Annotated in this window: 22 protein-coding genes; 5 read left to right on the forward strand and 17 right to left on the reverse strand. The window is 65.7% G+C overall.

Going from position 1 to position 21,387, the window contains the following annotated elements; translation table 11 throughout:
* Nucleotides 1-4 precede the first annotated feature (4 nt).
* From nuoK to ndhC, 11 genes are read right to left on the reverse strand one after another with little or no spacing between them, the layout of a single operon-like run.
* Nucleotides 5-319 (reverse strand): NADH-quinone oxidoreductase subunit NuoK, encoded by a 315-nt coding sequence (nuoK, locus tag K0S66_RS06950; protein WP_301074610.1) that lies wholly within the window; start codon nt 317-319, stop codon nt 5-7.
* On the reverse strand, nt 316-927 hold the full coding sequence (locus K0S66_RS06955) for an NADH-quinone oxidoreductase subunit J (protein ID WP_301074611.1): 612 nt from the start codon (nt 925-927) through the stop codon (nt 316-318). The genes nuoK and K0S66_RS06955 overlap by 4 nt, the downstream gene beginning before the upstream one ends.
* A gap of 39 nt (nt 928-966) precedes the next feature.
* Nucleotides 967-1,452: an NADH-quinone oxidoreductase subunit NuoI gene (gene nuoI / locus K0S66_RS06960; protein ID WP_301074612.1), complete on the reverse strand. Its 486-nt coding sequence runs from the start codon at nt 1,450-1,452 to the stop codon at nt 967-969.
* A gap of 2 nt (nt 1,453-1,454) precedes the next feature.
* Entirely contained in the window at nt 1,455-2,504 is a 1,050-nt protein-coding gene (nuoH, locus tag K0S66_RS06965) for an NADH-quinone oxidoreductase subunit NuoH (protein WP_301074613.1), read from the reverse strand.
* Entirely contained in the window at nt 2,501-4,501 is a 2,001-nt protein-coding gene (gene nuoG / locus K0S66_RS06970; protein ID WP_301074614.1) for an NADH-quinone oxidoreductase subunit NuoG, read from the reverse strand. The genes nuoH and nuoG overlap by 4 nt, the downstream gene beginning before the upstream one ends.
* Nucleotides 4,501-5,820: an NADH-quinone oxidoreductase subunit NuoF gene (nuoF, locus tag K0S66_RS06975; RefSeq protein ID WP_301074615.1), complete on the reverse strand. Its 1,320-nt coding sequence runs from the start codon at nt 5,818-5,820 to the stop codon at nt 4,501-4,503. Before nuoF ends, nuoG begins: the two co-directional genes overlap by 1 nt.
* Complete coding sequence (locus K0S66_RS06980; RefSeq protein WP_301074616.1) at nt 5,817-6,512, reverse strand: NAD(P)H-dependent oxidoreductase subunit E; 696 nt, start codon at nt 6,510-6,512, stop codon at nt 5,817-5,819. Before K0S66_RS06980 ends, nuoF begins: the two co-directional genes overlap by 4 nt.
* Nucleotides 6,512-7,789 (reverse strand): NADH-quinone oxidoreductase subunit D, encoded by a 1,278-nt coding sequence (locus K0S66_RS06985; RefSeq protein WP_301074617.1) that lies wholly within the window; start codon nt 7,787-7,789, stop codon nt 6,512-6,514. Before K0S66_RS06985 ends, K0S66_RS06980 begins: the two co-directional genes overlap by 1 nt.
* Nucleotides 7,786-8,637 carry an NADH-quinone oxidoreductase subunit C gene (locus K0S66_RS06990; protein ID WP_301074618.1) on the reverse strand — a complete coding sequence of 284 codons (852 nt, stop codon included), beginning with the start codon at nt 8,635-8,637 and terminating at the stop codon, nt 7,786-7,788. The genes K0S66_RS06985 and K0S66_RS06990 overlap by 4 nt, the downstream gene beginning before the upstream one ends.
* Nucleotides 8,634-9,200, reverse strand: coding sequence for an NADH-quinone oxidoreductase subunit B (locus K0S66_RS06995; protein ID WP_046410043.1), 567 nt, complete (start codon nt 9,198-9,200; stop codon nt 8,634-8,636). The genes K0S66_RS06990 and K0S66_RS06995 overlap by 4 nt, the downstream gene beginning before the upstream one ends.
* Nucleotides 9,201-9,202: 2 nt before the next feature.
* Nucleotides 9,203-9,577 (reverse strand): NADH-quinone oxidoreductase subunit A, encoded by a 375-nt coding sequence (gene ndhC, locus K0S66_RS07000; RefSeq protein ID WP_301074619.1) that lies wholly within the window; start codon nt 9,575-9,577, stop codon nt 9,203-9,205.
* Between the two features lie 154 nt (nt 9,578-9,731).
* Here ndhC and K0S66_RS07005 point away from each other — a divergent pair, with 154 nt between their 5' ends.
* From K0S66_RS07005 to K0S66_RS07020, 4 genes are all read left to right on the forward strand, one after another.
* Nucleotides 9,732-10,931 (forward strand): hydrolase, encoded by a 1,200-nt coding sequence (locus K0S66_RS07005; protein ID WP_301074620.1) that lies wholly within the window; start codon nt 9,732-9,734, stop codon nt 10,929-10,931.
* Nucleotides 10,928-11,944 carry an arginine N-succinyltransferase gene (locus K0S66_RS07010; protein WP_301074621.1) on the forward strand — a complete coding sequence of 339 codons (1,017 nt, stop codon included), beginning with the start codon at nt 10,928-10,930 and terminating at the stop codon, nt 11,942-11,944. The genes K0S66_RS07005 and K0S66_RS07010 overlap by 4 nt, the downstream gene beginning before the upstream one ends.
* Before the next feature lie 16 nt (nt 11,945-11,960).
* Nucleotides 11,961-13,214 carry an N-succinylarginine dihydrolase gene (locus K0S66_RS07015; protein ID WP_301074622.1) on the forward strand — a complete coding sequence of 418 codons (1,254 nt, stop codon included), beginning with the start codon at nt 11,961-11,963 and terminating at the stop codon, nt 13,212-13,214.
* 66 nt (nt 13,215-13,280) lie between these two features.
* Complete coding sequence (locus K0S66_RS07020; RefSeq protein WP_046409928.1) at nt 13,281-13,496, forward strand: hypothetical protein; 216 nt, start codon at nt 13,281-13,283, stop codon at nt 13,494-13,496.
* Nucleotides 13,497-13,503: 7 nt separating this feature from the next.
* Here K0S66_RS07020 and K0S66_RS07025 read toward each other — a convergent pair whose 3' ends face one another.
* Genes K0S66_RS07025 through hemB form a run of 3 tightly spaced genes read right to left on the reverse strand, consistent with a single transcriptional unit; the run spans nt 13,504 to nt 17,216 of the window.
* Nucleotides 13,504-15,690 carry a fused MFS/spermidine synthase gene (locus K0S66_RS07025; RefSeq protein ID WP_301074623.1) on the reverse strand — a complete coding sequence of 729 codons (2,187 nt, stop codon included), beginning with the start codon at nt 15,688-15,690 and terminating at the stop codon, nt 13,504-13,506.
* Nucleotides 15,691-15,705: 15 nt separating this feature from the next.
* A complete protein-coding gene (locus tag K0S66_RS07030) occupies nt 15,706-16,227 on the reverse strand; it encodes a GNAT family N-acetyltransferase (RefSeq protein WP_301074624.1) in 522 nt (173 codons plus the stop codon).
* Nucleotides 16,224-17,216: a porphobilinogen synthase gene (gene hemB, locus K0S66_RS07035; RefSeq protein ID WP_301074626.1), complete on the reverse strand. Its 993-nt coding sequence runs from the start codon at nt 17,214-17,216 to the stop codon at nt 16,224-16,226. Before hemB ends, K0S66_RS07030 begins: the two co-directional genes overlap by 4 nt.
* A gap of 79 nt (nt 17,217-17,295) precedes the next feature.
* Between hemB and K0S66_RS07040 the strand changes: the two genes are divergently transcribed.
* Nucleotides 17,296-18,195, forward strand: coding sequence for a YegS/Rv2252/BmrU family lipid kinase (locus K0S66_RS07040; RefSeq protein ID WP_301074627.1), 900 nt, complete (start codon nt 17,296-17,298; stop codon nt 18,193-18,195).
* Between the two features lie 67 nt (nt 18,196-18,262).
* On the opposite strand, the gene K0S66_RS07045 is transcribed toward K0S66_RS07040, so the two are convergent.
* The 3 genes from K0S66_RS07045 to K0S66_RS07055 form a co-directional block, all read right to left on the reverse strand.
* Nucleotides 18,263-19,726 (reverse strand): MATE family efflux transporter, encoded by a 1,464-nt coding sequence (locus K0S66_RS07045; RefSeq protein ID WP_301074673.1) that lies wholly within the window; start codon nt 19,724-19,726, stop codon nt 18,263-18,265.
* A gap of 172 nt (nt 19,727-19,898) precedes the next feature.
* The gene (locus tag K0S66_RS07050; RefSeq protein ID WP_301074628.1) at nt 19,899-20,333 is read right to left on the reverse strand and encodes a CoA-binding protein; all 435 of its coding nucleotides are present in this window, start codon (nt 20,331-20,333) and stop codon (nt 19,899-19,901) included.
* A gap of 69 nt (nt 20,334-20,402) precedes the next feature.
* Nucleotides 20,403-21,353, reverse strand: coding sequence for an Mrp/NBP35 family ATP-binding protein (locus tag K0S66_RS07055; protein ID WP_301074674.1), 951 nt, complete (start codon nt 21,351-21,353; stop codon nt 20,403-20,405).
* Nucleotides 21,354-21,387: the final 34 nt, after the last annotated feature.

The raw sequence follows: 21,387 nt of genomic DNA on the forward strand, positions 1-21,387 counted from the left end.
TCGTTCAGCCCTTCATCCGGCTGGGATCATCAACCGAGATAGAGCCCCGGCCTCGGAAGAAAATGACGAGGATCGCCAGACCGATCGCCGCCTCACCGGCAGCAACCGTCAGCACGAACATCGCAAAGACCTGACCGACCAGATCGCCCAACGCTGAGGAGAAGGCGACCAGGTTGATGTTCACCGCCAGCAGGATGAGCTCGATCGCCATCAGAATGACGATGATGTTCTTCCGGTTGAGGAAGATGCCCAGCACCCCGGTCGTGAACAGCAGTGCTGCCACGACGAGATAGTGGACCAGACCAACTCCGCCACTCACAGCTGCACCCCCTGTCCGATTTCCGGCCGCACATTGCGCGTCGCGTCCTGCGGACGGCGCGCGATCTGCTGCGCGATATTCTGCGGGCGAACTCCCTGGCGCTGACGATGGGTCAGCACGATCGCACCGATCATGGCAACCAGCAGCACCAGGCCGGCCGCTTCGAAGACGAAGAGGTAGCGGGTGTACAGCAGGTTTCCGATCGCCTGGATGTTCGGGATCGTCGGGTCAATCGGCGCGCCGCGACGGGCCAGGTCGACGCCGCCCTCGCTCCACGCGCCGATCCCGATGATGATCTCGCACACCAGCGCCACCGCCAGGATCAGGCCGATGCCGAAATAGCGCACGAAACCAGCGCGCAGCTCGGCGAAGTCGATGTCAAGCATCATGACGACGAACAGGAACAGCACGGCGACCGCGCCGACGTACACGATGACCAGCAGCATCGCGATGAACTCGGCACCGACCAGCACCGTCAGGCCGGCGGCGTTGAAGAACGCCAGGATCAGCCACAGCACGCTGTGCACCGGATTGCGCGAGGCAATCGTCATCACGCCCGACGTGAGCACCACGATCGCGAAAAGGTAGAAGGCGAGGGCCTGGATCATGCCGACACCTGGAAAAGCCGTTGAATCATCGCGCGCCGCCTATCGATATGCCGCGTCCGCGGCAATGTTTGCCGCAATCGCGCTTTCCCAGCGATCACCGTTATCGAGCAGCTTTGCCTTGTCGTAGATCAGCTCCTCGCGGGTCTCGGTCGAGAATTCGTAGTTCGGCCCCTCGACGATCGCGTCCACCGGGCAGGCCTCCTGGCACAGCCCGCAGTAGATGCACTTGGTCATGTCGATGTCGTAGCGCGTCGTACGGCGGCTACCGTCGTCGCGCGGCTCGGCCTCGATCGTGATCGCCTGCGCGGGGCAGACCGCCTCGCACAGCTTGCACGCGATGCAGCGTTCCTCGCCATTGGGATAGCGACGCAGCGCGTGCTCCCCGCGGAACCGCGGCGAGAGCGGGTTGCGCTCAAACGGATAGTTGATCGTCGCCTTCGGCTTGAAGAAATACTTCAAGGTCAAGGCGTGAGCCTTCACGAACTCCCAGAGTGTGAAGGCTTTGATCGTCGAAGCGATACCCATCGTCAGATCCCAACCCGGTAGAGCATCAGCACGCCCGACACGAGAAATACCCAGAACAGTGACAGCGGAAGGAACACCTTCCAGCCCAGCCGCATCAGCTGGTCATAACGGTACCTGGGCACCGTCGCCTTCACCCAGCTGAAGCAGAAGAAGAAGAACAGCGTCTTGGCAAACAGCCAGATGATACCCGGCACGTAGTAAAGCGGCGCCCAGTCGAACGGCGGCAGATAACCGCCCCAGAACAGCGTCGCGTTCAGCACGCACATCAGGATCACATTGGCATATTCGCCGAGCCAGTAGAGCGCGAAGCTCATCGACGAATATTCGGTCTGGTAACCGGCGACGAGTTCCGATTCCGCCTCGGTCAGATCGAACGGCGCGCGCTGCGTCTCGGCCAGCGCCGAGATGAAGAACACGATCGCCATCGGGAACAGCAGCGGATTGAGGAAGAAGCCGTTGATCGGCGTTCCCAGCACGCCGCGCTGCGCCTCGACGATCCCGGTCAGGTTGAACGTACCCGCCCACAGGATGACCGAGATCAGCACGAAGCCGATCGCGACTTCATAGCTCACCATCTGCGCCGCGGCGCGGATGGCGGAGAAGAATGGATATTTCGAATTGGACGACCAGCCCGCCAGGATGATCCCGTATACGCCGAGCGACGAGGCTGCGAGAACGTACAGCAGGCCGACGTTGATGTCCGCCAGCACGACGCCCAGGTCGAACGGCACCACCGCCCAGACGATCAGCGCCACGGTGAAGGTGATGATCGGCGCCAGGATGAAGAGGCCGCGATTGGCCGCTGCCGGTACGATCGTTTCCTGCAGGAACACCTTCAGGCCGTCGGCAAACGACTGCAGCAAGCCGAAGGGACCGACTACGTTAGGGCCGCGACGCAGCGCCATCGCCGCCCAGATCTTGCGATCGGCGTAGATGATCATCGCGACGGCCAGCATCAGCGGCAGCGCAATCACGAGAATGCCGACCAGCGTCGCCAGGAACCAGGCCCAGTCGTACGAAAGGCCCAGCGTGGTGTTGAAGAAGGCGGTCATTCCGCGGCCTCCGCGAAGGTTTCGCCGTGCACCAGTTCAGCCGAGCAACGCTGCATCGTCGGCGACGCGCGGCAGATTGCGTTGGTGAGGTAGAAATCCTTGATCGGATATCCCTCAAGCACGCCCTGTGCAGCGGTATCGAGCGACGGCGGCGACCAGGGAAAGGTCACCAGGCCCTCATTGGCGAGTTCCGGGCAATCCAGCGCCATCGCGGCGCGCAGTTCGTCCATCGTATCGAACGGCAGCACCGAGCCGAGCTTTTCCGAAAGCGCGCGGAAGATCGTCCAGTCCTCGCGTGCATCGCCCGGTGCGAACACCGCGCGATTACCACGCTGAACGCGGCCCTCCAGGTTCACATAAGTGCCCGACTTTTCGGCATAGCTCGCGCCCGGCAGAACGACATCCGCCGCTGCTGCACCCTTGTCGCCATGATGGCCGACATAGACCTTGAAGCCGGTGAAGCGCGTGAAATCGCACTCGTCGGCACCGAGGAAGAAGGCGAGCTTTGCGTCGTAAAGCGCCGAAATACCGGCCTTCTGTGCATAGCCGAGCATCAGGCCGCCCATCCGCGCGGCCGAGAAATGCACGACATTATAGCCATTCCAGCCGTCGCGTACGAGGTTCAGCGACTTGGCAAGCTCCAGCGTTGCGCCATGCGCATGCTTCAGCGCGCCGCCGCCGACGATCAACGCCGGCCGCTCGGCCTTGCCGAATGCTTCGGTCACGGCCTCAGGCAGGTTGGCGAGGATAGACAGATCCTGGCCCAGCCACTCGACCTTGTACGACAGGTCCGTTTCCGGGCCGATCGCAAACACCTTCGCGCCGCGCTTGATCGCCTTGCGCACGCGCGTGTTGACCAGGCTGGCTTCCCAGCGAAGGTTCGTGCCCACCAGCAGGATCGCGTCGGCACGCTCCATGCTGGCGATGGTGGTGTTGAAATTCACCGCCGCCAGGCTGGACGTGTCGTAGTCCATGCCTGTCTGCCGTCCTTCGAGAAGCGACGAGCCCATTGATCCCAGCAGCGCCTTGGCCGCGAACATCGTCTCGCAATCGACAATATCACCGGCGACTGCCGCAACGCTGCTTCCCGCCGTCTTCGCGACCTCGGCGATCGCGGCAAATGCCTCGTCCCAGGTGACCGGAACGAGCTTGCCGTCGCGCCGTACATAGGGGCGGTCGAGCCGGCGACGCACCAGGCCGTCCACCGCATGGCGGGTCTTGTCGGTCGCCCACTCCTCGTTGACGTCGTCATTCACCCGCGGCAGCGCGCGCAGCACCTGCCGGCCACGGCTGTCGAGGCGGATGTTGGTGCCGACCGCGTCCATGACGTCGATCGTCAGCGTCTTCTTCAGCTCCCACGGGCGCGCTTCGAACGCATAGGGCTTCGACGTCAGTGCCCCGACCGGGCACAGGTCGACGACGTTGCCACTCAGCTCGCTCGTCACCGCCTTCTCGAGGTAGGAGGTGATCTGCATGTTCTCGCCGCGGTACAGCGCGCCGATCTCTTCCACGCCCGACACTTCCTCGGCGAAGCGGACGCAGCGCGTGCACTGGATGCACCGGGTCATCACCGTCTTCACGATCGGACCCATGTACTTCTCGGTGACGGCGCGCTTGTTCTCCTGGAAGCGGCTGTGACCACGTCCATAAGCGACCGCCTGGTCCTGCAGATCGCACTCGCCGCCCTGATCGCAGATCGGGCAATCGAGCGGGTGGTTGATCAGCAGGAATTCCATCACGCCCTCGCGGGCGTGCTTCACCATCGGCGTGTTGGTGAAGACTTCCTGATTGTCCGCCGCCGGCAGCGCGCACGACGCCTGCGGCTTGGGCGGTCCGGGCTTCACCTCGACCAGGCACATGCGGCAGTTGCCGGCGATCGACAGCCGCTCGTGATAACAGAAACGCGGGATTTCCTTGCCGGCGATCTCGCACGCCTGCAGCACCGTGGCGCCCTGCGGCACCTCGACTTCGATCCCGTCTACCTTCAGCTTTGGCATTACTCTGCAGCTTCCTGCATGGGGGCGAGATCGCCGCCCTTACGTTCGGTGATGCGGCGTTCCAGCTCGGGGCGGAAGTGGCGGATGAGACCCTGGATCGGCCAGGCAGCCGCGTCGCCCAGCGCGCAGATGGTGTGACCTTCGACCTGCTTGGTGACCTGCTGCAGCATGTCGATCTCGCCGATCTCGGCGTCACCGGTGCGCAGCCGCTCCATCACACGCCACATCCAGCCGGTACCCTCACGGCACGGCGTGCACTGGCCGCAGCTCTCGTGCTTGTAGAAGTACGAGATGCGGCTGATCGCGCGGACGATGTCGGTCGACTTGTCCATGACGATGATCGCCGCCGTGCCGAGGCCGGAGCCCACCGCTTTCAGGCCGTCGAAGTCCATCGGCGCATCCATGATGTCCTTCGCTGGCACCAATGGCACCGACGAACCACCCGGAATAACCGCGAGCAGATTGTCCCACCCGCCGCGAATGCCGCCACAATGCTTCTCGATCAGCTCGCGGAACGGGATGCTCATCGATTCCTCGACGACGCAGGGCTTTTCGACATGGCCGCTGATCTGGAACAGCTTGGTGCCGCGGTTGTTCTCCGCGCCAAAGCTGGCGAACCATTCAGCGCCGCGCCGCAGGATCGTCGGCGCAACCGCGATGCTTTCAACGTTGTTGACCGTTGTCGGGCAGCCATAAAGGCCGGCCCCGGCCGGGAATGGCGGCTTCAGGCGCGGCTGACCCTTCTTGCCTTCCAGGCTTTCGATCATCGCGGTTTCTTCGCCGCAGATGTACGCGCCAGCGCCACGGTGGACGAAGACGTCGAAGTCGTAGCCCGAACCGCAGGCGTTCTTGCCGACGAGGCCGGCGTCATACGCTTCCTGCACCGCGGCGAAGAGCGTCTCTGCCTCGCGGATATATTCACCGCGGATGTAGATGTACGCCGCACGCGCGCGCATCGCGAAACCGGCGACCAGCGCGCCTTCGATCAGCTTGTGCGGATCGTGGCGGATGATCTCGCGGTCCTTGCACGAACCCGGCTCGGATTCGTCGGCGTTGATGACCAGGAAGCTAGGCCGCTCGGGGCTCGGCGTCTTGGGCATGAACGACCACTTCGTGCCGGTCGGGAAGCCGGCGCCGCCACGACCGCGCAGGCCGGACGCCTTGATCACGTCGATGATCTTGTCTTGGCCAAGCTCCAGCAGCGCCTTGGTATTGTCCCAATCGCCGCGGCCGCGCGCCGCCTGCAACGTCCACGGCTGATAGCCGTACAGGTTGGTGAAGATCCGGTCCTTGTCCGTCAGGGACGTGATCACGCTCATGCGCTCGCTCCCACCGACGACGTGTTCCACTCGTTGCGGTAATCGTGGTTTTCGTTGACCATTGCGGTCAGCGTCGTCGGCCCGCCCAGCGGCTCGACCGTGTGACGGCCGGGCTCCTGCGTGCCCGCCTTCGGCTGCTCGCCGCGCGCCAGCGCATCAAGGATCGCGACGGTGCGATCGTAGTCAAGATCCTCGAAATTATCGTCGTTGATCTGGACCATCGGGGCAGAGGCGCAATTGCCCATGCACTCGACCTCAGTCAGCGTGAACAGGCCATCGGGCGTGGTCTTGCCCTTGATCAGGCCCTTGTTCTTGCATGCCGCCAGCACATCATCCGACCCGCGCAGCATACACGGGGTCGTGCCGCACACCTGCACGTGGAAACGGCCAACCGGTGCCAGATTGAACATGGTGTAGAAGGTCGCGACCTCGAGCACGCGGATATACGGCACGCCGATCTCGCGTGCGACGTACTCGATCACCGGGATCGGCAACCAGCCTTGCGTATTCGTCTCCGCCCCGACCTGGCGCTGCGCCAGATCAAGCAGCGGGATCGATGCGGACTGTTCACGGCCGGCCGGGTAGCGGGCGAGAATGGCGTTGCGCTTCTCGCGGTTTTCGTCGGTCCACTGGAAATTGTTCCAGCGGGCGCGAACCTCTGCCTCGTCAGGGATCTGGGGTGCGTCAGCCATCAGCGGTCACATTCACCAAAAACGATATCCATCGCGCCCAGGATCGCGGTGGTGTCCGCGAGCATGTGGCCGCGGCTCATGAAATCCATTGCCTGCAGGTGGCTGAAGGCGGTCGGACGGATTTTGCAGCGGTACGGCTTGTTGGTGCCATCGGACACCAGGTAGACACCGAACTCACCCTTCGGGCTTTCCGTCGCGACGTACACTTCGCCCGCCGGCACGTGATAGCCTTCGGTGTAGAGCTTGAAGTGATGGATCAGCGCTTCCATCGATTGCTTCATCTCGCCACGCTTGGGCGGCACGACCTTGCGATCGAGACTGGCGATCGGCCCCTCGGGCATTTCCGCCAGGCACTGCTTCATGATCCGCGCGGACTGACGGACCTCCTCGACGCGCACCATGAAGCGATCGTAGCAATCGCCCTTGGTGCCGACGGGGATGTCGAAATCCATCCGGTCGTACACGTCATACGGCTGCGACTTGCGCAGATCCCATGGCACGCCAGCGCCACGGATCATCGGACCCGAGAAGCCCCAGCGGATCGCGTCATCGCGCGACACCACGCCGATATCGACGTTGCGCTGCTTGAAGATGCGGTTGTCGGCGACGAGGCTGATCGCGTCCTCGAACAATTGCGGCAGGCGCGTGTCGAGCCATTCGGCAATGTCGGTCAGCAGCTTCAGCGGCACGTCCTGGTGAACGCCGCCCGGGCGGAAGTAATTCGCGTGCATGCGCGCGCCCGACGCACGCTCATAGAAGTTCATGCAATCTTCGCGCAGCTCGAACAGCCACAGGTTCGGCGTCATCGCGCCGACGTCCATCACATGGCTGCCCAGGTTCAGCATGTGGTTCTTGATGCGCGTCAGCTCGGCGAAGAACACGCGAAGATATTGCGCGCGGATCGGCACTTCGAGATCGAGCAGCTTCTCGATCGCGAGCACGAAGGTGTGCTCCATGCACATTGGCGAACAGTAATCGAGGCGATCGAAGTACGGGATCGCCTGTGCGTAGGTCTTGTACTCGATCAGCTTCTCGGTGCCCCGGTGAAGCAGGCCGACGTGCGGATCGATCCGCTCGACGATCTCGCCGTCCAGCTCCATGACGAGCCGAAGCACGCCGTGCGCCGCGGGATGCTGCGGGCCGAAGTTGATGGTGTAGTTCTGGATCGCGACGTCGCCGTGCGTGTCATGTGCGCCGTCAAGCACGCCGACCGCCTTGGCGACGGCGGGATCGACCTCGGCGTCGACGACCTTATCGAGCGTTGGGAAATCGGTCATTGGTTCTGCCCTCCCTTGCCGGGAACGACGTCGGGGTCGGATGGCTTCGGAGTCGCGTGCGGATGCGGGTTGCCGGCACCGGTCTGGGCGGTGCTCGTCGCATCCTTCTTGGCGTAGGGCTCGCTCGGCGCCTGCGCCGGCTTGGTAGCGCTCTGATTGTCGTCGGCCTTGCGGATCGCATCGGCGTTGAGCGGCGTCGGCGCACCCTTCGCCTCGGGCAGCGCAGCGCCCTTCTCGTCACCCGGCAGGACGTATTCGGCGCCTTCCCAGGGACTGGTGAAATCGAACGTGCGGAAATCCTGCGCCAGCTTCACCGGCTCGTACACCACCCGCTTCGCCTCTTCCGAATAGCGCATCTCGACGAACCCGGTCAGCGGGAAGTCCTTGCGCTGCGGATGCCCGCGGAAGCCATAATCGGTCAGGATCCGGCGCAGGTCGCGATTGCCGGCGAACAGCACGCCGTACATGTCGTACACTTCGCGCTCATACCAGCCAGCAACCGGCCACAGGTCGGTCACCGTCGGCACTGGCGTGTCCTCGCTGGCGGCGACATGGACGTGCAGCCGATGGTTGCGGGTCAGCGAGAGGAGGCAATAGACCACCTCGAACCGCTCCTCGCCGCGATCGGGATAATCCACCCCGGCGATGTCCATCAGCTGCTGATATTCAAGGCCCGGCGTGTCGCGCAGCGCGGTCAGCGCCGCGACCAGATAGTCGCGGTGAACGTGCAGCTGGATCTCGCCGACATGCTCGAACGCATCGACCAGCCCCTGCGGAATGGCGGCACGCGCCGCCTCCAGCGTCGCGCCGTTGAGCTCGGCCGCCCAGCGGGGTGCGGGCGCCCTCACCGTTCGATGCTCCCCGATCGGCGGATCTTCCGCTGCAGCTGCATGATGCCATACAGCAGCGCCTCGGCGGTCGGCGGGCAGCCCGGGACATAGATGTCGACCGGCACCACGCGATCGCAGCCGCGCACGACGCTGTAGCTATAATGGTAATAGCCGCCACCATTGGCGCACGAGCCCATCGAGATGACGTATTTCGGCTCCGACATCTGATCGTACACGCGGCGCAGCGCCGGGGCCATCTTGTTGCACAGCGTGCCGGCGACGATCATCACGTCCGACTGGCGCGGGGACGCGCGCGGCGCGGCGCCAAAACGCTCCAGGTCATAGCGCGGCATGTTGACGTGGATCATTTCCACCGCGCAGCAGGCGAGACCGAACGTCATCCACCACAGCGAGCCGGTACGCGCCCACTGGAACAGCTCTTCCGTGGACGTGACAAGGAAGCCCTTGTCGGTCAGCTCGCCATTCAGATCGTTGAAGAAGCCGGGATCGGGCTGAACGAGGCCCGTCCCACTGGAGATCGCGCGAGCGTCGCGCGGCAATTCAACGGGGCCGGAGTGCATGGTCATTCCCAATCCAGTGCGCCTGTCTTCCAGGCGTAGACGAGCCCGAGGGCGAGCTCGCCAATGAAGATCATCATGCTGATCCAGGCGGTCCAGCCGAGATCGAACACGCTTACCGCCCAGGGAAATAGGAACGCGGCTTCGAGATCAAAGATGATAAAAAGGATCGCAACTAGATAAAAACGCACGTCAAATTGCGCGCGGCTATCCTCGAACGCGGGAAAGCCGCACTCATATTCGCTGAGCTTTTCGACCGATGGCTTGTACGATCCGGTGACTCGCGACACCGCCATCGGCAGGAAGACGAACGCCGCCGACAAAAGCAGCGCAATCGCCAGGAACATCAAAATAGGCAGATATTGCGACAGGTCGACCATGGCGCTTTCTCAGGCTGCTCTCGCACGTGCGAATGAAAAATTCGCCGCCGCTTTAGGCCCGGCAGCCCCTCGGGGCAAGGCGTGGACCCTTGAGAATCACTCGCAGGTTGCCGGGGTGGTCGATGCTCGCTGCATCCGCTAGCAGCCGCAATTGATGACAATGCTGACCCCGGTCGAGGAACAAGCGGTGCGGCGTGCCGCTCAGTCGCCGATGCTCGCGCGCACCCGGCAGTGGGCGGCGGTGAACAGCGGCACGGGAAACCTGGCGGGGCTGGCGATCGTCGCCGATCTGCTCGCCGACGCGCTGTCTGGCCTGCCCGGTACATTGACGGTGGTGGAACCTGCCCTGGCAGAGCGCGTGGCGATCGACGGCGGCGTCTGCCCGGTCGTGCACGGCCGGCATCTTCACTTCGTCGTGCGGCCGGATGCCCCCCGGCGACTGCTCCTGACCGGGCATATGGACACGGTTTATCCCGCCGATCACCCGTTCCAGACCTTGGTCGACCGGCCTGACGGCACGATCAACGGCCCCGGCGTCGCCGACATGAAGGGCGGCCTCGCGGTGATGATCGCGGCGCTGGAGGCGATCGAGGCGGTCGGCTGCCCGATCGGCTATGATGTCGTCATCAATTCGGACGAGGAAACCGGCTCTTTCTCCTCGGCTCCGCTGATCGAGCAGGCCGCACGAGGGAAGCTCGCCGCGCTGACCTATGAGCCCGCCCTGCCCGATGGCACGCTCGCCGGCGCGCGGGGCGGCACGGGCAATTTCTCCATCGTCGTGCGGGGCCGCGCGGCGCATGCCGGTCGCAATCCGGAGGATGGCCGCAACGCCATCGTCGCCGCCGCCGCCATCGCGCTCGCGCTGGACGCGGCGAAAGGTCCGCGGCTGTCGGTCAATCCGGCGCGCATCGATGGCGGCGGCCCCAACAATGTCGTGCCCGACCTCGCCGTCCTGCGCGTCAATTTCCGCCCCCGCGATGCGGAGGAGATCACGCGCGCCCGGCAGGCGATCGACGCCGCGGTCGCGACGGTCAGTGCAGCTCACGACGTTCGGGTCGAGGTGCACGGCAGCTTCAATCGCCCGCCCAAGCCGATCGACCCGCAGGCGGCGCGCCTGTTCGAACTGGTGCGGCGGAGCGGCGCCGATCTCGACCTGCCGATTGCCTGGCGCGACACCGGCGGGGTGTGCGACGGCAACAATATCGCGGCGACGGGAACGCCCGTCATCGACACCATGGGGGTGCGCGGGGGCGCAATTCACTCCGCCGATGAATTCCTGATCGTCGACAGCCTGGCCGAACGCGCCGCGCTGTCGGCCGTCACCATCTTGCGACTGGCGAAGGAGGGTTTGTGACGTTTGTTGTCCGGGCAGCACGTGATGAGGATCTTGCGCATCTCTATGAGATGGCGAAGCTGACCGGCGGCGGATTCACCAACCTGCCTCCCGACCGACGCGCCCTGAAGATGAAGCTGGATCGCAGCCACGCCGCCTTCGCACGCGACGAACCGACGGTGGAGGACGAACTCTTCGTCCTGATCCTGGAAAATACCGCCACCGGCGACGTGCGCGGAACCTGCCAGATCTTCACGCAGGTCGGCCAGAAGCATCCCTTCTACAGCTACCGGATCAGCACGCTGACCCAGCATAGCCGCGAACTCGACCGCACCTTCCGTGCGGAGATGCTGGCGCTCACCACCGATCTCGAGGGATCGAGCGAGGTCGGCGGCCTCTTCCTCCACCCGGGCGAACGCGCCGGCGGCCTCGGACTGCTGCTCGCGCGCAGCCGCTACCTCTTCATCAAGGCGCATCGCGCGCGCTTCGGCGATCGCGTGCTCGCGGAACTGCGCGGCGTCATCGACGAAGCCGGGGGCTCGCCCTTCTGGGACGGGCTCGCCGGGCGTTTCTTCGGGATGAATTTCCAGGAGGCGGACGCCTTCAATGCGATCAACGGGCACCAGTTCATCGCCGATCTGATGCCCAAGCACCCCATCTATACCGCGATGCTTTCCGAAAGCGCGCGTGCCGCGATTGGCCTGCCCCACCCCTCCGGCCGCGCCGCGATGCGGATGCTCGAGAATGAAGGGTTCGCGTTCGAAAAATATATCGACATCTTCGATGGCGGACCGACCATGACGGCGCGGATCGACGCGGTACGCTCTGTGCGGGAGGCAGCGGAGGCGACCGTGGTCGGCAGCGATGTCGTCGGCGGCACCGAATCACTGGTGGCGACTGGCCGCCTGTCCGATTTTCGCTGCGCCTTTGGTTCGGTTGCGCCGCACGATGCGGGCGTGATGCTCGACACCGCCTGCGCGACGGCGATCGATGCGCAGGAGTGCGCGCGCGTTCTGCACGTCGCGCGGATCTGATCAGGGCGGCCCGCGCATGATCCAGGAGGTCAACTTCGACGGCATCGTCGGCCCCAGCCACAATTACGCCGGCCTCAGCCCCGGCAATCTCGCCGCCTCGCGGAACGCCGGCGCCACCTCGCACCCCCGCGCCGCCGCGCTGCAGGGGATAGAGAAAATGCGCCGCAATCTGGCGCTCGGGCTGGCACAGGGCGTGCTGTTGCCGCACCCTCGCCCCAACCACCGCTGGCTCGGCTCACTTAACAGCGACTATGGCCACGCCGCGCCGCATCTCCAGGCGCGCGCCTTCTCCGCCTCGCCGATGTGGGCGGCCAATGCCGCCACCGTCTCGCCGGCGGCCGACTGCGCCGACCGCCGCTGTCATCTGACCGTCGCCAACCTCGTCACCATGCCCCACCGCAGCCACGAATGGCCGACGACGCTGGCGCAGCTTCGCCTTGCTTTTGCCGCGAGCGACTTTTTCGTTCACCCACCCGTCCCCGCGCCGTTTGGGGATGAGGGCGCGGCCAACCACATGCGGCTGTGCACCACGCACGACGCGCCCGGCGTTGAGGTCTTCGTCTATGGCGAGACAGGCGGCCCCTTTCCCGCGCGGCAACACCGCGAAGCAAGTGAGGCGATCGCACGCGGCCATGGCCTTGATCCCGCGCGCACCCTGTTCGTCCAGCAATCGGAGGAGGCGATCGCCGCCGGCGCGTTTCATAACGATGTCGTCGCCGTCGCCAACGAACGCACGCTCTTCACGCATGAACGTGCCTTCGCCGACCCCGCCTCCTTCTACGCGGACCTGCGCCGCCTGATGCCGGAGGTGGAGATCGTCGAGGTGGCAGACGCCAAGGTGAGTCTGGCCGAGGCCATCCAATCGTATATCTTCAACGCGCAGCTCGTCAGCGTGCCGGGCGGATCGCAGACGCTGATCGTGCCCGGCGAGGCGCGCGATAGCGCCCCCGTCTGGTCGTGGTTGCAGGATCACCTCGCCAGCAATGGCCCGATCCGTGCCGTGGAGGTGGTCGATGTCCGCGAATCCATGGCCAATGGCGGCGGCCCGGCCTGTCTACGGCTGCGGGTGGTGTGCGATCCCGCGACAGTCGATCCGCGCTTCATGGTCGACGCAGCAAAGCTGGACCTGATCGCCGATGTCGTTTCCACTGATTGGCCAGAGGCGATTGCGTTCGACCGGATCGGCGACCCCGCGCTGCTCCGCCAAGTCGATCAGGCGCATCGCGCGCTTCATGAAGCGCTCGATCTTGTAAGGTTAATTGACAATTAACCTTTGTGTCGACGCCGGATTTGGCGGTTTTCCGCCGCTGGTCCGGTTCTTGCTGCTACAGCCGCCATGTTCGCTCGTCTCGCTCGCCTCTTCACGATCAAGACCAAATTCGAAGCCTTTGTCGTCATTTACGGCCTGGGCCTCGGCGCCACCGAACGCGGCGTTCACTACCTGCAGGATTATCCCGGCCCCGCCGGCTGGCTGCTCTTCTCGGTCTGCCCGATCGCCGTCTTCATGGCCGGCGCGCGGATCCTCGACTCGGTCGAACGGAGCGCCGAATAATTCCGCCTCAGGGGTGAAGCAGCGGCAGGATCGACGCATAATCGTCGGTCCACCCTTGGTCCGCGCCGGCCTGGTCGATCGCCACCCAGCCAGTGCCATAGCCCTTCAGCGCGCGCAGCACCGCTGGGTCGCGCGACAGGGCGATCCAGTGTGACAGCGACGCCTCGTCCTCGTTCAGCGGCGGCCGGTCCATCAGCTCGATTGCCTGCCACCCTCCCGCACGCGCGGCGGCGGCCACGATCGGGGTCAGGTCCATGTACCGGTTGGAGATATGGACCAGCAGCAGGCCGCGTCGCTGCAGCGCCCGGCCGTAATCGGCGAAGGCTTCCTTGGTCAGCAGGTGGATCGGCACCGCGTCGGATGAAAAGGCGTCCAGCGCCAGAAGGTCGAACGATTGCGGCTTGGCCGCGGCGATCGACACGCGCGCGTCGCCGATGACGGTCTTGGCATCGGGCGTACAGGTGCGCAGGAAGGAGAAGCGCGTACGCGCCAAGTCGGCGACAACCGGATCGATCTCGAAGAACGTCCAATATTGCGTCGGCAGCGCATAGCAGGCGAGCGTCCCTGTCCCCAATCCGACCACGCCGATCCGTCCCTCGAGGCCGTACAGCGCGGGCGCGATGGTCAGCGCCCGGCCGACGCCCGAGGATGGCGTGTAATAGGTCGTCGGCTGCTGCTCGCGCTCGGGCGATCCCAGCAGCTGCACCCCGTGCACCGTCGTGCCATGCGCCAGCGTCCGCTCGCCGTTTTGCTCCGACAGCGTATAAACGCCGAAATAGCTGCGCGTGCGGATATCGCCGGCCAGGGTGATGCGCAGCGCGTTGATCCCGCCGAACAGCAGCAGCGATATCCCCAGCACGGTGACGTAGGCCGACCGTGCACCGATCGATGCAAGCCCTAGCACCGCGATGGCAGCAAACATCAATCCCGTACGATGCTCACCAAACCACGCCGTCGGCCCCCATTGGCGCAGCATCAGCAGCAACGCGCAGACCGCCGCCACGACGACCAGCGCCGGCACTCCCCGGCCCCGCCGCCACAGTCCCTGCAGCCCCGGCAGCAGGAACGCCTGCGGCACCAGCGCGCCGGCGGCCAGGATCAGCAGCGGATATTCCCACGTCCAGTCGAACAGCGCGGGCGCGATCAATCCGGCGAACAATCCGCCGAGCGCACCGCCCACCGACATGGCGAGGTAGAAACCGGTCAGCCGCTCGGGCGCCGGGCGCAGCCGGTACATGGCGGTGTGCAGCGCCACCGCGACCATGAACAGCAGCGTCAGCGCCAGCAGCAGGCCGAACGCCGGCTGCAGCTGAAATCCGCCGATCATCACCCCGCCGAACAGGATGATCGTGATCGGCGCGATCCGCGTGATGAAGTCGGCGGGCTCGCGTCGATCGGCGAAGGCGATGCTGAAGCTCAGCAGGTACAACCCCAGCGGCAGCACCCACAGCAGCGGCATCGCCACGATGTCAGTGGTGATATAGGTCGATGTCGCCAGCATCAGCCCTGACGGGACCAGCGCCAGCGCGATCCACAGCGCCACGCGTCGCCAGCCGGGCCGCCCCTCGTCCGCCACCGCCGTCGCGCGCTGCGCCGCCGCGTCGGGCAGGCGCCAGCCGATTGAGGCAACCAGCGCGATCAGCAGCAGATATCCCGCGGTCCACAGCCAGCGCTGGCCAGCGACCGACACGAGCGGCTCGACAAGCAGCGGATAGGCGAGCAGGCCAGCAAAACTGCCAAGGTTGGACGCGGCATACAGCCGATAGGGGTCCTCGCTCGGCCGCGCCGCCGCGAACCAGCGCTGGATCAGCGGCGCCTGCGCCGATACCGCCACGAACAGCGGCCCGATCGAGGCAGCCAGAAGCCAGGGCACCCACAGTTCGGGCGCGGTGCCACTCGGCAGCGCCCAGCCAAGCACCCCGATCGGCAGCCACAGGCTGGCCAGCGCCAGCAAGCCCAGGTGAACCGCCGCCTGCCGTCGCACCGGCAACCTGCCCAGCGCATGGGCATAGCCATAGCCGGCGAGCAGCAGCGCCTGGTACACCAGCATCGCCGAATTCCACACCGCCGGCGCCCCGCCGAGCCGCGGCAGCGCGATCCGCGCCACCATCGGCTGAACGAGGAAAAGCAGAAATGATCCCGCCAGGATTGTCAGGACATAAAGCGCACGTCCTGTGCGCTGCGGCTCAGCCATGGTGCGGACGATCGATCACGGTCGCGTGATCCGATAGGTCACGCTGTCACGCCGCGGATCCTCCGCCGCGAACAGCGGATGGTCGAAATCCAGCGCGGGGTCGTGCGCCATGCCCAGCCGGGTCATCAGCGCGCGGCTCTTGTCATTCTGCCGTGCGGTGATCGCCACGATCGCGTCCTCGTGCCGCTCGCGCCAGCCCCAGGCGATGACCGCGCTCGCCGCCTCCAACGCATAGCCCGCGCCCCAATATGGCGTCGCCAGCATCCACCCGATTTCGAGCATGCCGGCGATCGGCGTGTCGGGCGCGCCCGGCTTCAGCCCGCAAAAGCCGATCGTCTCCTGATGATCGCGATGCACCACCGCGAGAAAGCCGAGCGGCGCGTAGCTCGCATGCCTGCGCAGCGCGGCATCGCTGTCGGCTTCGGACTTCACCGGGCCAAGATCGGCCATCACCGCCGGATCCGCCCACATCGCATGCAGCGGCGCACGGTCGCGCGCCTCCGGCACGCGAAGGATCAGGCGATCGGTTTCGATCACGCGGCGAGGAGCCTCGCGGCATGAACGGCATGATAGGTCAGCACCCCGGAACAGCCCGCGCGCTTGAAGGCAGTCAGCGTTTCGATCACCATCGCGTCGCGATCCGCCGCGCCAGCCGCGACCGCCGCCTCGATCATCGCATATTCGCCCGACACCTGGTACGCGAACACCGGCACTTCGAAGCGTTCCTTCACCCGCCGCGCGATATCGAGATACGGCAGCCCCGGCTTCACCATCACGCTGTCCGCCCCCTCGGCCAGATCCAGCGCCACCTCGCGCAGCGCCTCCTCGGCGTTGGCGTAATCCATTTGGTACGTTTTCTTGTCGCCCTTCAGCAGCCCCCGGCTGCCCACCGCGTCACGGAACGGACCGTAGAAGGCGCTGGCATATTTGGCGGCATAGGCCATGATCTGGACATTGGCGTGCCCCGTGGCCTCCAGCGCGGTGCGGATCGTGCCGATGCGTCCGTCCATCATGTCCGACGGCGCAATGATATCGGCGCCCGCCGCGGCCTGGTTCAGCGACTGGCCGACCAGCAGTTCCACCGTGGCATCGTTCAGCACATAACCCGCCGCATCGATCAGTCCGTCATGGCCGTGCGCGGTATAAGGATCCAGCGCGACATCGGTCAGGATGCCGATATCGGGGACCGCGTCTTTCACTGCACGGATCGCGCGGCACATCAGATTGTCGGGATTGAGCGCCTCGCGCCCGTCCTCGCTGCGCAGATGCGCCGGCGTGTTGGGGAAGAAGGCTAGGCACGGGATGCCCAGCGCCTGCGCCTCGCGGGCGCGCTCAACGATCAGGTCCACCGACCAGCGCGACACGCCCGGCAGGCTCGCGATCGGCTCCTCGACGCCTTCCCCGTCGGCGATGAACAGCGGCCAGATCAGGTCGGCCGGGGTCAGCGTCGTCTCGCGATGCAGGCGGCGGCTCCAGTCGGCGGCGCGGGTACGACGAAGGCGAAGAGCGGGAAAGGAGGCGTGCATGGCCACGGCATGTGCGCCGCGCCGACTGGCTGTGCAAGTGTTACGGGGGCGAAACCGCAAGTCGTGCGTTTGCGGCGTGATGAGCGAAGTTCGGTCCGCCGCCCTGATCGTCAACGCCAAGTCACGCAAGGGACAGAAACTGTTCCGACGTGCCTGCAAGCGACTGGAGGCGCTTCCCTATCCGGTCGATGCGCATGCCGTGGAGGATCCCGACAAACTGGAGCAGACGATTGACGCCGCGCTGGCGAAAAAGCCCGATCTGGTAATTTTGGGCGGCGGCGACGGCACGGTCAGCGGGCTGGTGGACCGACTGGTCGGCGAGGATGTGATCCTGGGCGTGCTGCCGCTCGGCACCGCCAACAGCTTTGCCCGTACTCTCGGCCTGCCGCTCGATATCGACGGCGCGATCGAGGTGCTGGCGAACGGCACACCGCGGCGGATCGACCTTGGCATGATCGACAATGATTATTTCGCCAATTGCGCAGCAATGGGGCTGTCGCCGCAGATTGCCGAGACGGTGCCGCATCATCTGAAGAAGTTCCTCGGCCGCGTTGGTTATCTCGGCTGGGCAGCGCTGCAATATCTGCGCTTCCGCCCGTTCATCCTCACCGTCGACGACGGGGTGGAGGAAAAACGGATGCGCGTCGTCGAAGTGCGCATCTCCAATGGCCCTTATCACGGCGGCACCTGGCTGGTGGACGAGGCGCATGTAGATTCGGGGCAGATCGTCGTCCAGGCGGTCACCGGGCGCTACCGCCGCACGCTGCTCAAGAACTGGTTTACCAGCTTCTTCGGGATGGAGGCGCGGCATCAGGACACGATCACCTTCAGCGGCAAGGATCTGAAGGTGGAAACGCGCCCCAGCCTGCCGATCTCGATCGACGGCGAGGTGCTGGCGCATACGCCGGTGCGGGCCAGGATCGCGGCCGGGGTGATCCGTGTCATGGCGCCGCGCGATCCCGATACGCCGCACGGCTGACCGCCCCAGGCCAAGCGGATCAGCGCCGGGGAACGCCCTCCAGAGAACGCACTTCAGGGAACGAACGTCAGGGAACCGGCTTCAGGCTGCCGGCGGGCTCGATATCCGCATGGCTGCGCTCGTCCGAATGGCTTTCCGGCACCAGCAACCCGCCCTCACGCCACCGGCCAAAACGATAATACAGCGCCGCCAGGATCAGATTGGCGCCCGACCCCACCGGGAAGCTCCACCACAAGGCGTCCGAACCGATGATCGGCAACAGTGCGAAGGCGACGCCGAGGCGCACCGGGAACATGGCGATGGTCATGATCGCCAACGGGCCCCACACCGCACCATTGGCGCGGATCACGCCGAACAGCACCATCGTGCCGCCGAACATGATGAAGCCCCAGGTCGCCAGCAGGTTGATATGCTGCGCGATCGGCAGCACTGCGCTTGCGCCCGGAATGAACAGCCCGATGATGACGGTGTCCAGCGACAGCACCAGCGCCACGGTGATCCCGGTGATCGCGACGTTGTAGATGATCCCGGCGCGCGTGATCCGGGCGACCCGGTCCCACCGCCCGGCGCCGATGTTCTGCGCGGCCATCGCCGACACGGCGGCGCCGATCGCCATCGCCGGCATCTGCACATAGCCCCACAGTTGCTGAACGATGCCATAGGCGGCGACGGTGTCGATCCCGTTGCGATTGACCAGCCCGACCATGGCGAGCGCCGAGACCGACAGCACCAGCATCTGCGCACCGATCGGCACGCCCTTGCCGACGATTGTGCGCACCAGCGTCGGCTCGGGCAGGATATAGCGGATCTCCGCCCCCTTCAGCCGCAGCGGCAGGTCGCGCCACGCAATCCACGCCACCAGCGCGCCCAGCGCCACGATGTTGGCGATCAGCGTCGCGGTGGCAGAACCTGCGATCCCCATGCGCGGGAACGGGCCCATCCCGGCGATCAGCAGCGGGTTCATCGCCGCGTCGATCAGCACCGCCAGCCCCATGAACCACAATGGCGTCACCGAATCCCCGGTGCCGCGCAGCCCCATGAACATCAGCACCAGCAGCATCGACGGCGGCAGCGCGAGGAAGATGACGCGCAGGTAATCCAGCGCCGGCTCGAACGCGTCAGTCGGTGTTGCCAGCGCCATCAGGATCTGCGGCGCATAGACCCAGCCCAGCGCGCCCACCGTGATCGACCCCAGCAGCACCAGTCCGATCGCCGAGCCGAACGCGCGGCGCGCGGCATCGACATCGCGGCGGCCCCAGCTTTGCCCGACGATGATCGTCGCAGCCATGCCGAAGCCAAAAACCGCGCCGAACATCAGGAACATGATGATATTGGCGTTCGACGTCGCGGCCAGCGCGCCTTCGCCCAGGAAACGGCCGACCCAGATCGCGTTGATCGATCCGTTCAGTGATTGCAGGACGTTGGAGGCCAGCGTCGGCAGCGCGAACATCAGCAGCGCCGATCCGATCGGCCCGGTCGTCAGATCACGCTGACCGGGGCGGCCGTGCACATGGGCGACCGGTTCATCCATCTCGCCCCGCTCCCTCAACGCTGGCGCCGGCTTGTCGCCGGTCATGTCCTATCTCTTGCGGTATCACGCGCCGCGCGACAAGCCCGCAGCGGCGCTGAAACGACGATCAGCGATACCGGTGTCTGATATCACTCGCCGCCATGGGTGTGCTGACCCGCCGGCAGCCGCCCGGTCAGTCGGTGGTGATTGGCGCCACGCCCAGGCGGGGAATGTCGATCGCCGGGCACCGGTCCATGACCACCATCAGCCCCGCCTTTTCGGCGCGCGCGGCGGCTTCATGGTTTACCACGCCCAATTGCATCCAAACCGCCTTGGCCCCTGCCGCAATCGCCTGGTCCACCGCCTCGCCCGCCGCTTCCGGTCGGCGGAAGATATCGACGATGTCGATCGGCTCGCCGATCTGCGACAGCTCGCGAAAGACATATTCGCCATGCACATGCTCGCCGGTGATCTGTGGGTTCACCGGGATCACGCGATAGCCGTGATCCTGCAGCTTCTTCATCACGTCATAGCTTGGCCGATCCGGCCGGTCGGAGGCACCGACCAGCGCGATGGTGCGGGTTTCTTCGAGCAGCGCCTTGATGTCGGAATCGGCGGTCAGCGGCATGAAACGGCCTTTCGTGGGATGGTCCGCTCGTGCCGCAGCCAGGATGCATACGGCACGATCGGTCCCTTTCTAACGCCCGCCGCCGCCGCTGGTTTCCAGCCACTGCACCACTGCCTCCGCCAATGGGCGGAACACCGTGTCGTCCGGTCGCACCGCCGGCGGCTGGCCCGCGTCGGAAGCGGTGCGGATATCGATCGTCAGCGGGATACGGCCCAGGAACGGCACGCCCAGGTCACGCGCGGCTGTTTCCGCCCCGCCGCGGCCGAACGGATCCGAAATCTCCCCGCAATGCGGACAGATATAGCCGGCCATGTTCTCGATCAGGCCGATGATCGGGATGCCCGCCTTGTTGAACAAATCGATCGCGCGTGTCGCATCGATCAGCGCCAGGTCCTGCGGCGTGGACACGATCACGGCGCCGGCCGGACGATATTTCTGGATCATCGTCAGCTGGACGTCGCCGGTACCGGGCGGCAGATCCAGTACCAGCGTGTCGGTGGCGCCCCAGTCCGCCTCGACCAATTGGCCAAGCGCGCCCGCCGCCATCGGCCCGCGCCACGCGATCGCCTTGCCCGGCTCGATCAGCTGCCCCATCGACAGCATCGGCACGCCATAAGGGGTCGGCACCGGCAGCAGCACCTTGTCCTTCGCCTGCGGCCGCTCGCCCTCCGCGCCCATCAGCCGCGGCTGCGACGGGCCATAGATGTCCGCATCGACCAGCCCGACGCGCCGCCCTGCCCCGCGCAGCGCGATCGCCAGATTGGCAGCGACCGTCGACTTGCCGACCCCGCCCTTGCCGCTCGCCACCGCGATCAGCCGGCGTGCGGCGCGTTCTGCCGTCACCACGACGCGGCCGTTGGGGCCGATCGCCATGCGCACCGCCGCCTCCATCGCATCGCGCGCTTTCGCATCGAGCCCCGTTGCGTCCAGCACGACGCCGATCCGCTCGCCTTCGACCCGTACGCTCGCCCGATTGCCGGCCACGGCCGCAACGGCCTGTTTTGCCTCATTCTCGTCCATGGCGGCGGCCGATACGCCCTTCATGGCCGCTGGG

It is taken from the genome of Sphingomonas sp. (assembly GCF_029239295.1).
Taxonomy (GTDB): Bacteria; Pseudomonadota; Alphaproteobacteria; order Sphingomonadales; family Sphingomonadaceae; genus Sphingomonas.

Coding starts and splice junctions, on each gene's coding strand:
- K0S66_RS06955 (WP_301074611.1), bottom strand. CDS start 927: ATGATCCAGGCCCTCGCCTTCTACCTTTTCGCGATCGTGGTGCTCACG.
- nuoI (WP_301074612.1), bottom strand. CDS start 1,452: ATGGGTATCGCTTCGACGATCAAAGCCTTCACACTCTGGGAGTTCGTG.
- nuoH (WP_301074613.1), bottom strand. CDS start 2,504: ATGACCGCCTTCTTCAACACCACGCTGGGCCTTTCGTACGACTGGGCC.
- nuoG (WP_301074614.1), bottom strand. CDS start 4,501: ATGCCAAAGCTGAAGGTAGACGGGATCGAAGTCGAGGTGCCGCAGGGC.
- nuoF (WP_301074615.1), bottom strand. CDS start 5,820: ATGAGCGTGATCACGTCCCTGACGGACAAGGACCGGATCTTCACCAAC.
- K0S66_RS06980 (WP_301074616.1), bottom strand. CDS start 6,512: ATGGCTGACGCACCCCAGATCCCTGACGAGGCAGAGGTTCGCGCCCGC.
- K0S66_RS06985 (WP_301074617.1), bottom strand. CDS start 7,789: ATGACCGATTTCCCAACGCTCGATAAGGTCGTCGACGCCGAGGTCGAT.
- K0S66_RS06995 (WP_046410043.1), bottom strand. CDS start 9,200: ATGCACTCCGGCCCCGTTGAATTGCCGCGCGACGCTCGCGCGATCTCC.
- ndhC (WP_301074619.1), bottom strand. CDS start 9,577: ATGGTCGACCTGTCGCAATATCTGCCTATTTTGATGTTCCTGGCGATT.
- K0S66_RS07005 (WP_301074620.1), top strand. CDS start 9,732: ATGACAATGCTGACCCCGGTCGAGGAACAAGCGGTGCGGCGTGCCGCT.
- K0S66_RS07015 (WP_301074622.1), top strand. CDS start 11,961: ATGATCCAGGAGGTCAACTTCGACGGCATCGTCGGCCCCAGCCACAAT.
- K0S66_RS07020 (WP_046409928.1), top strand. CDS start 13,281: ATGTTCGCTCGTCTCGCTCGCCTCTTCACGATCAAGACCAAATTCGAA.
- K0S66_RS07025 (WP_301074623.1), bottom strand. CDS start 15,690: ATGGCTGAGCCGCAGCGCACAGGACGTGCGCTTTATGTCCTGACAATC.
- hemB (WP_301074626.1), bottom strand. CDS start 17,216: ATGCACGCCTCCTTTCCCGCTCTTCGCCTTCGTCGTACCCGCGCCGCC.
- K0S66_RS07040 (WP_301074627.1), top strand. CDS start 17,296: ATGAGCGAAGTTCGGTCCGCCGCCCTGATCGTCAACGCCAAGTCACGC.
- K0S66_RS07045 (WP_301074673.1), bottom strand. CDS start 19,726: ATGGATGAACCGGTCGCCCATGTGCACGGCCGCCCCGGTCAGCGTGAT.
- K0S66_RS07050 (WP_301074628.1), bottom strand. CDS start 20,333: ATGCCGCTGACCGCCGATTCCGACATCAAGGCGCTGCTCGAAGAAACC.
- K0S66_RS07055 (WP_301074674.1), bottom strand. CDS start 21,353: ATGGACGAGAATGAGGCAAAACAGGCCGTTGCGGCCGTGGCCGGCAAT.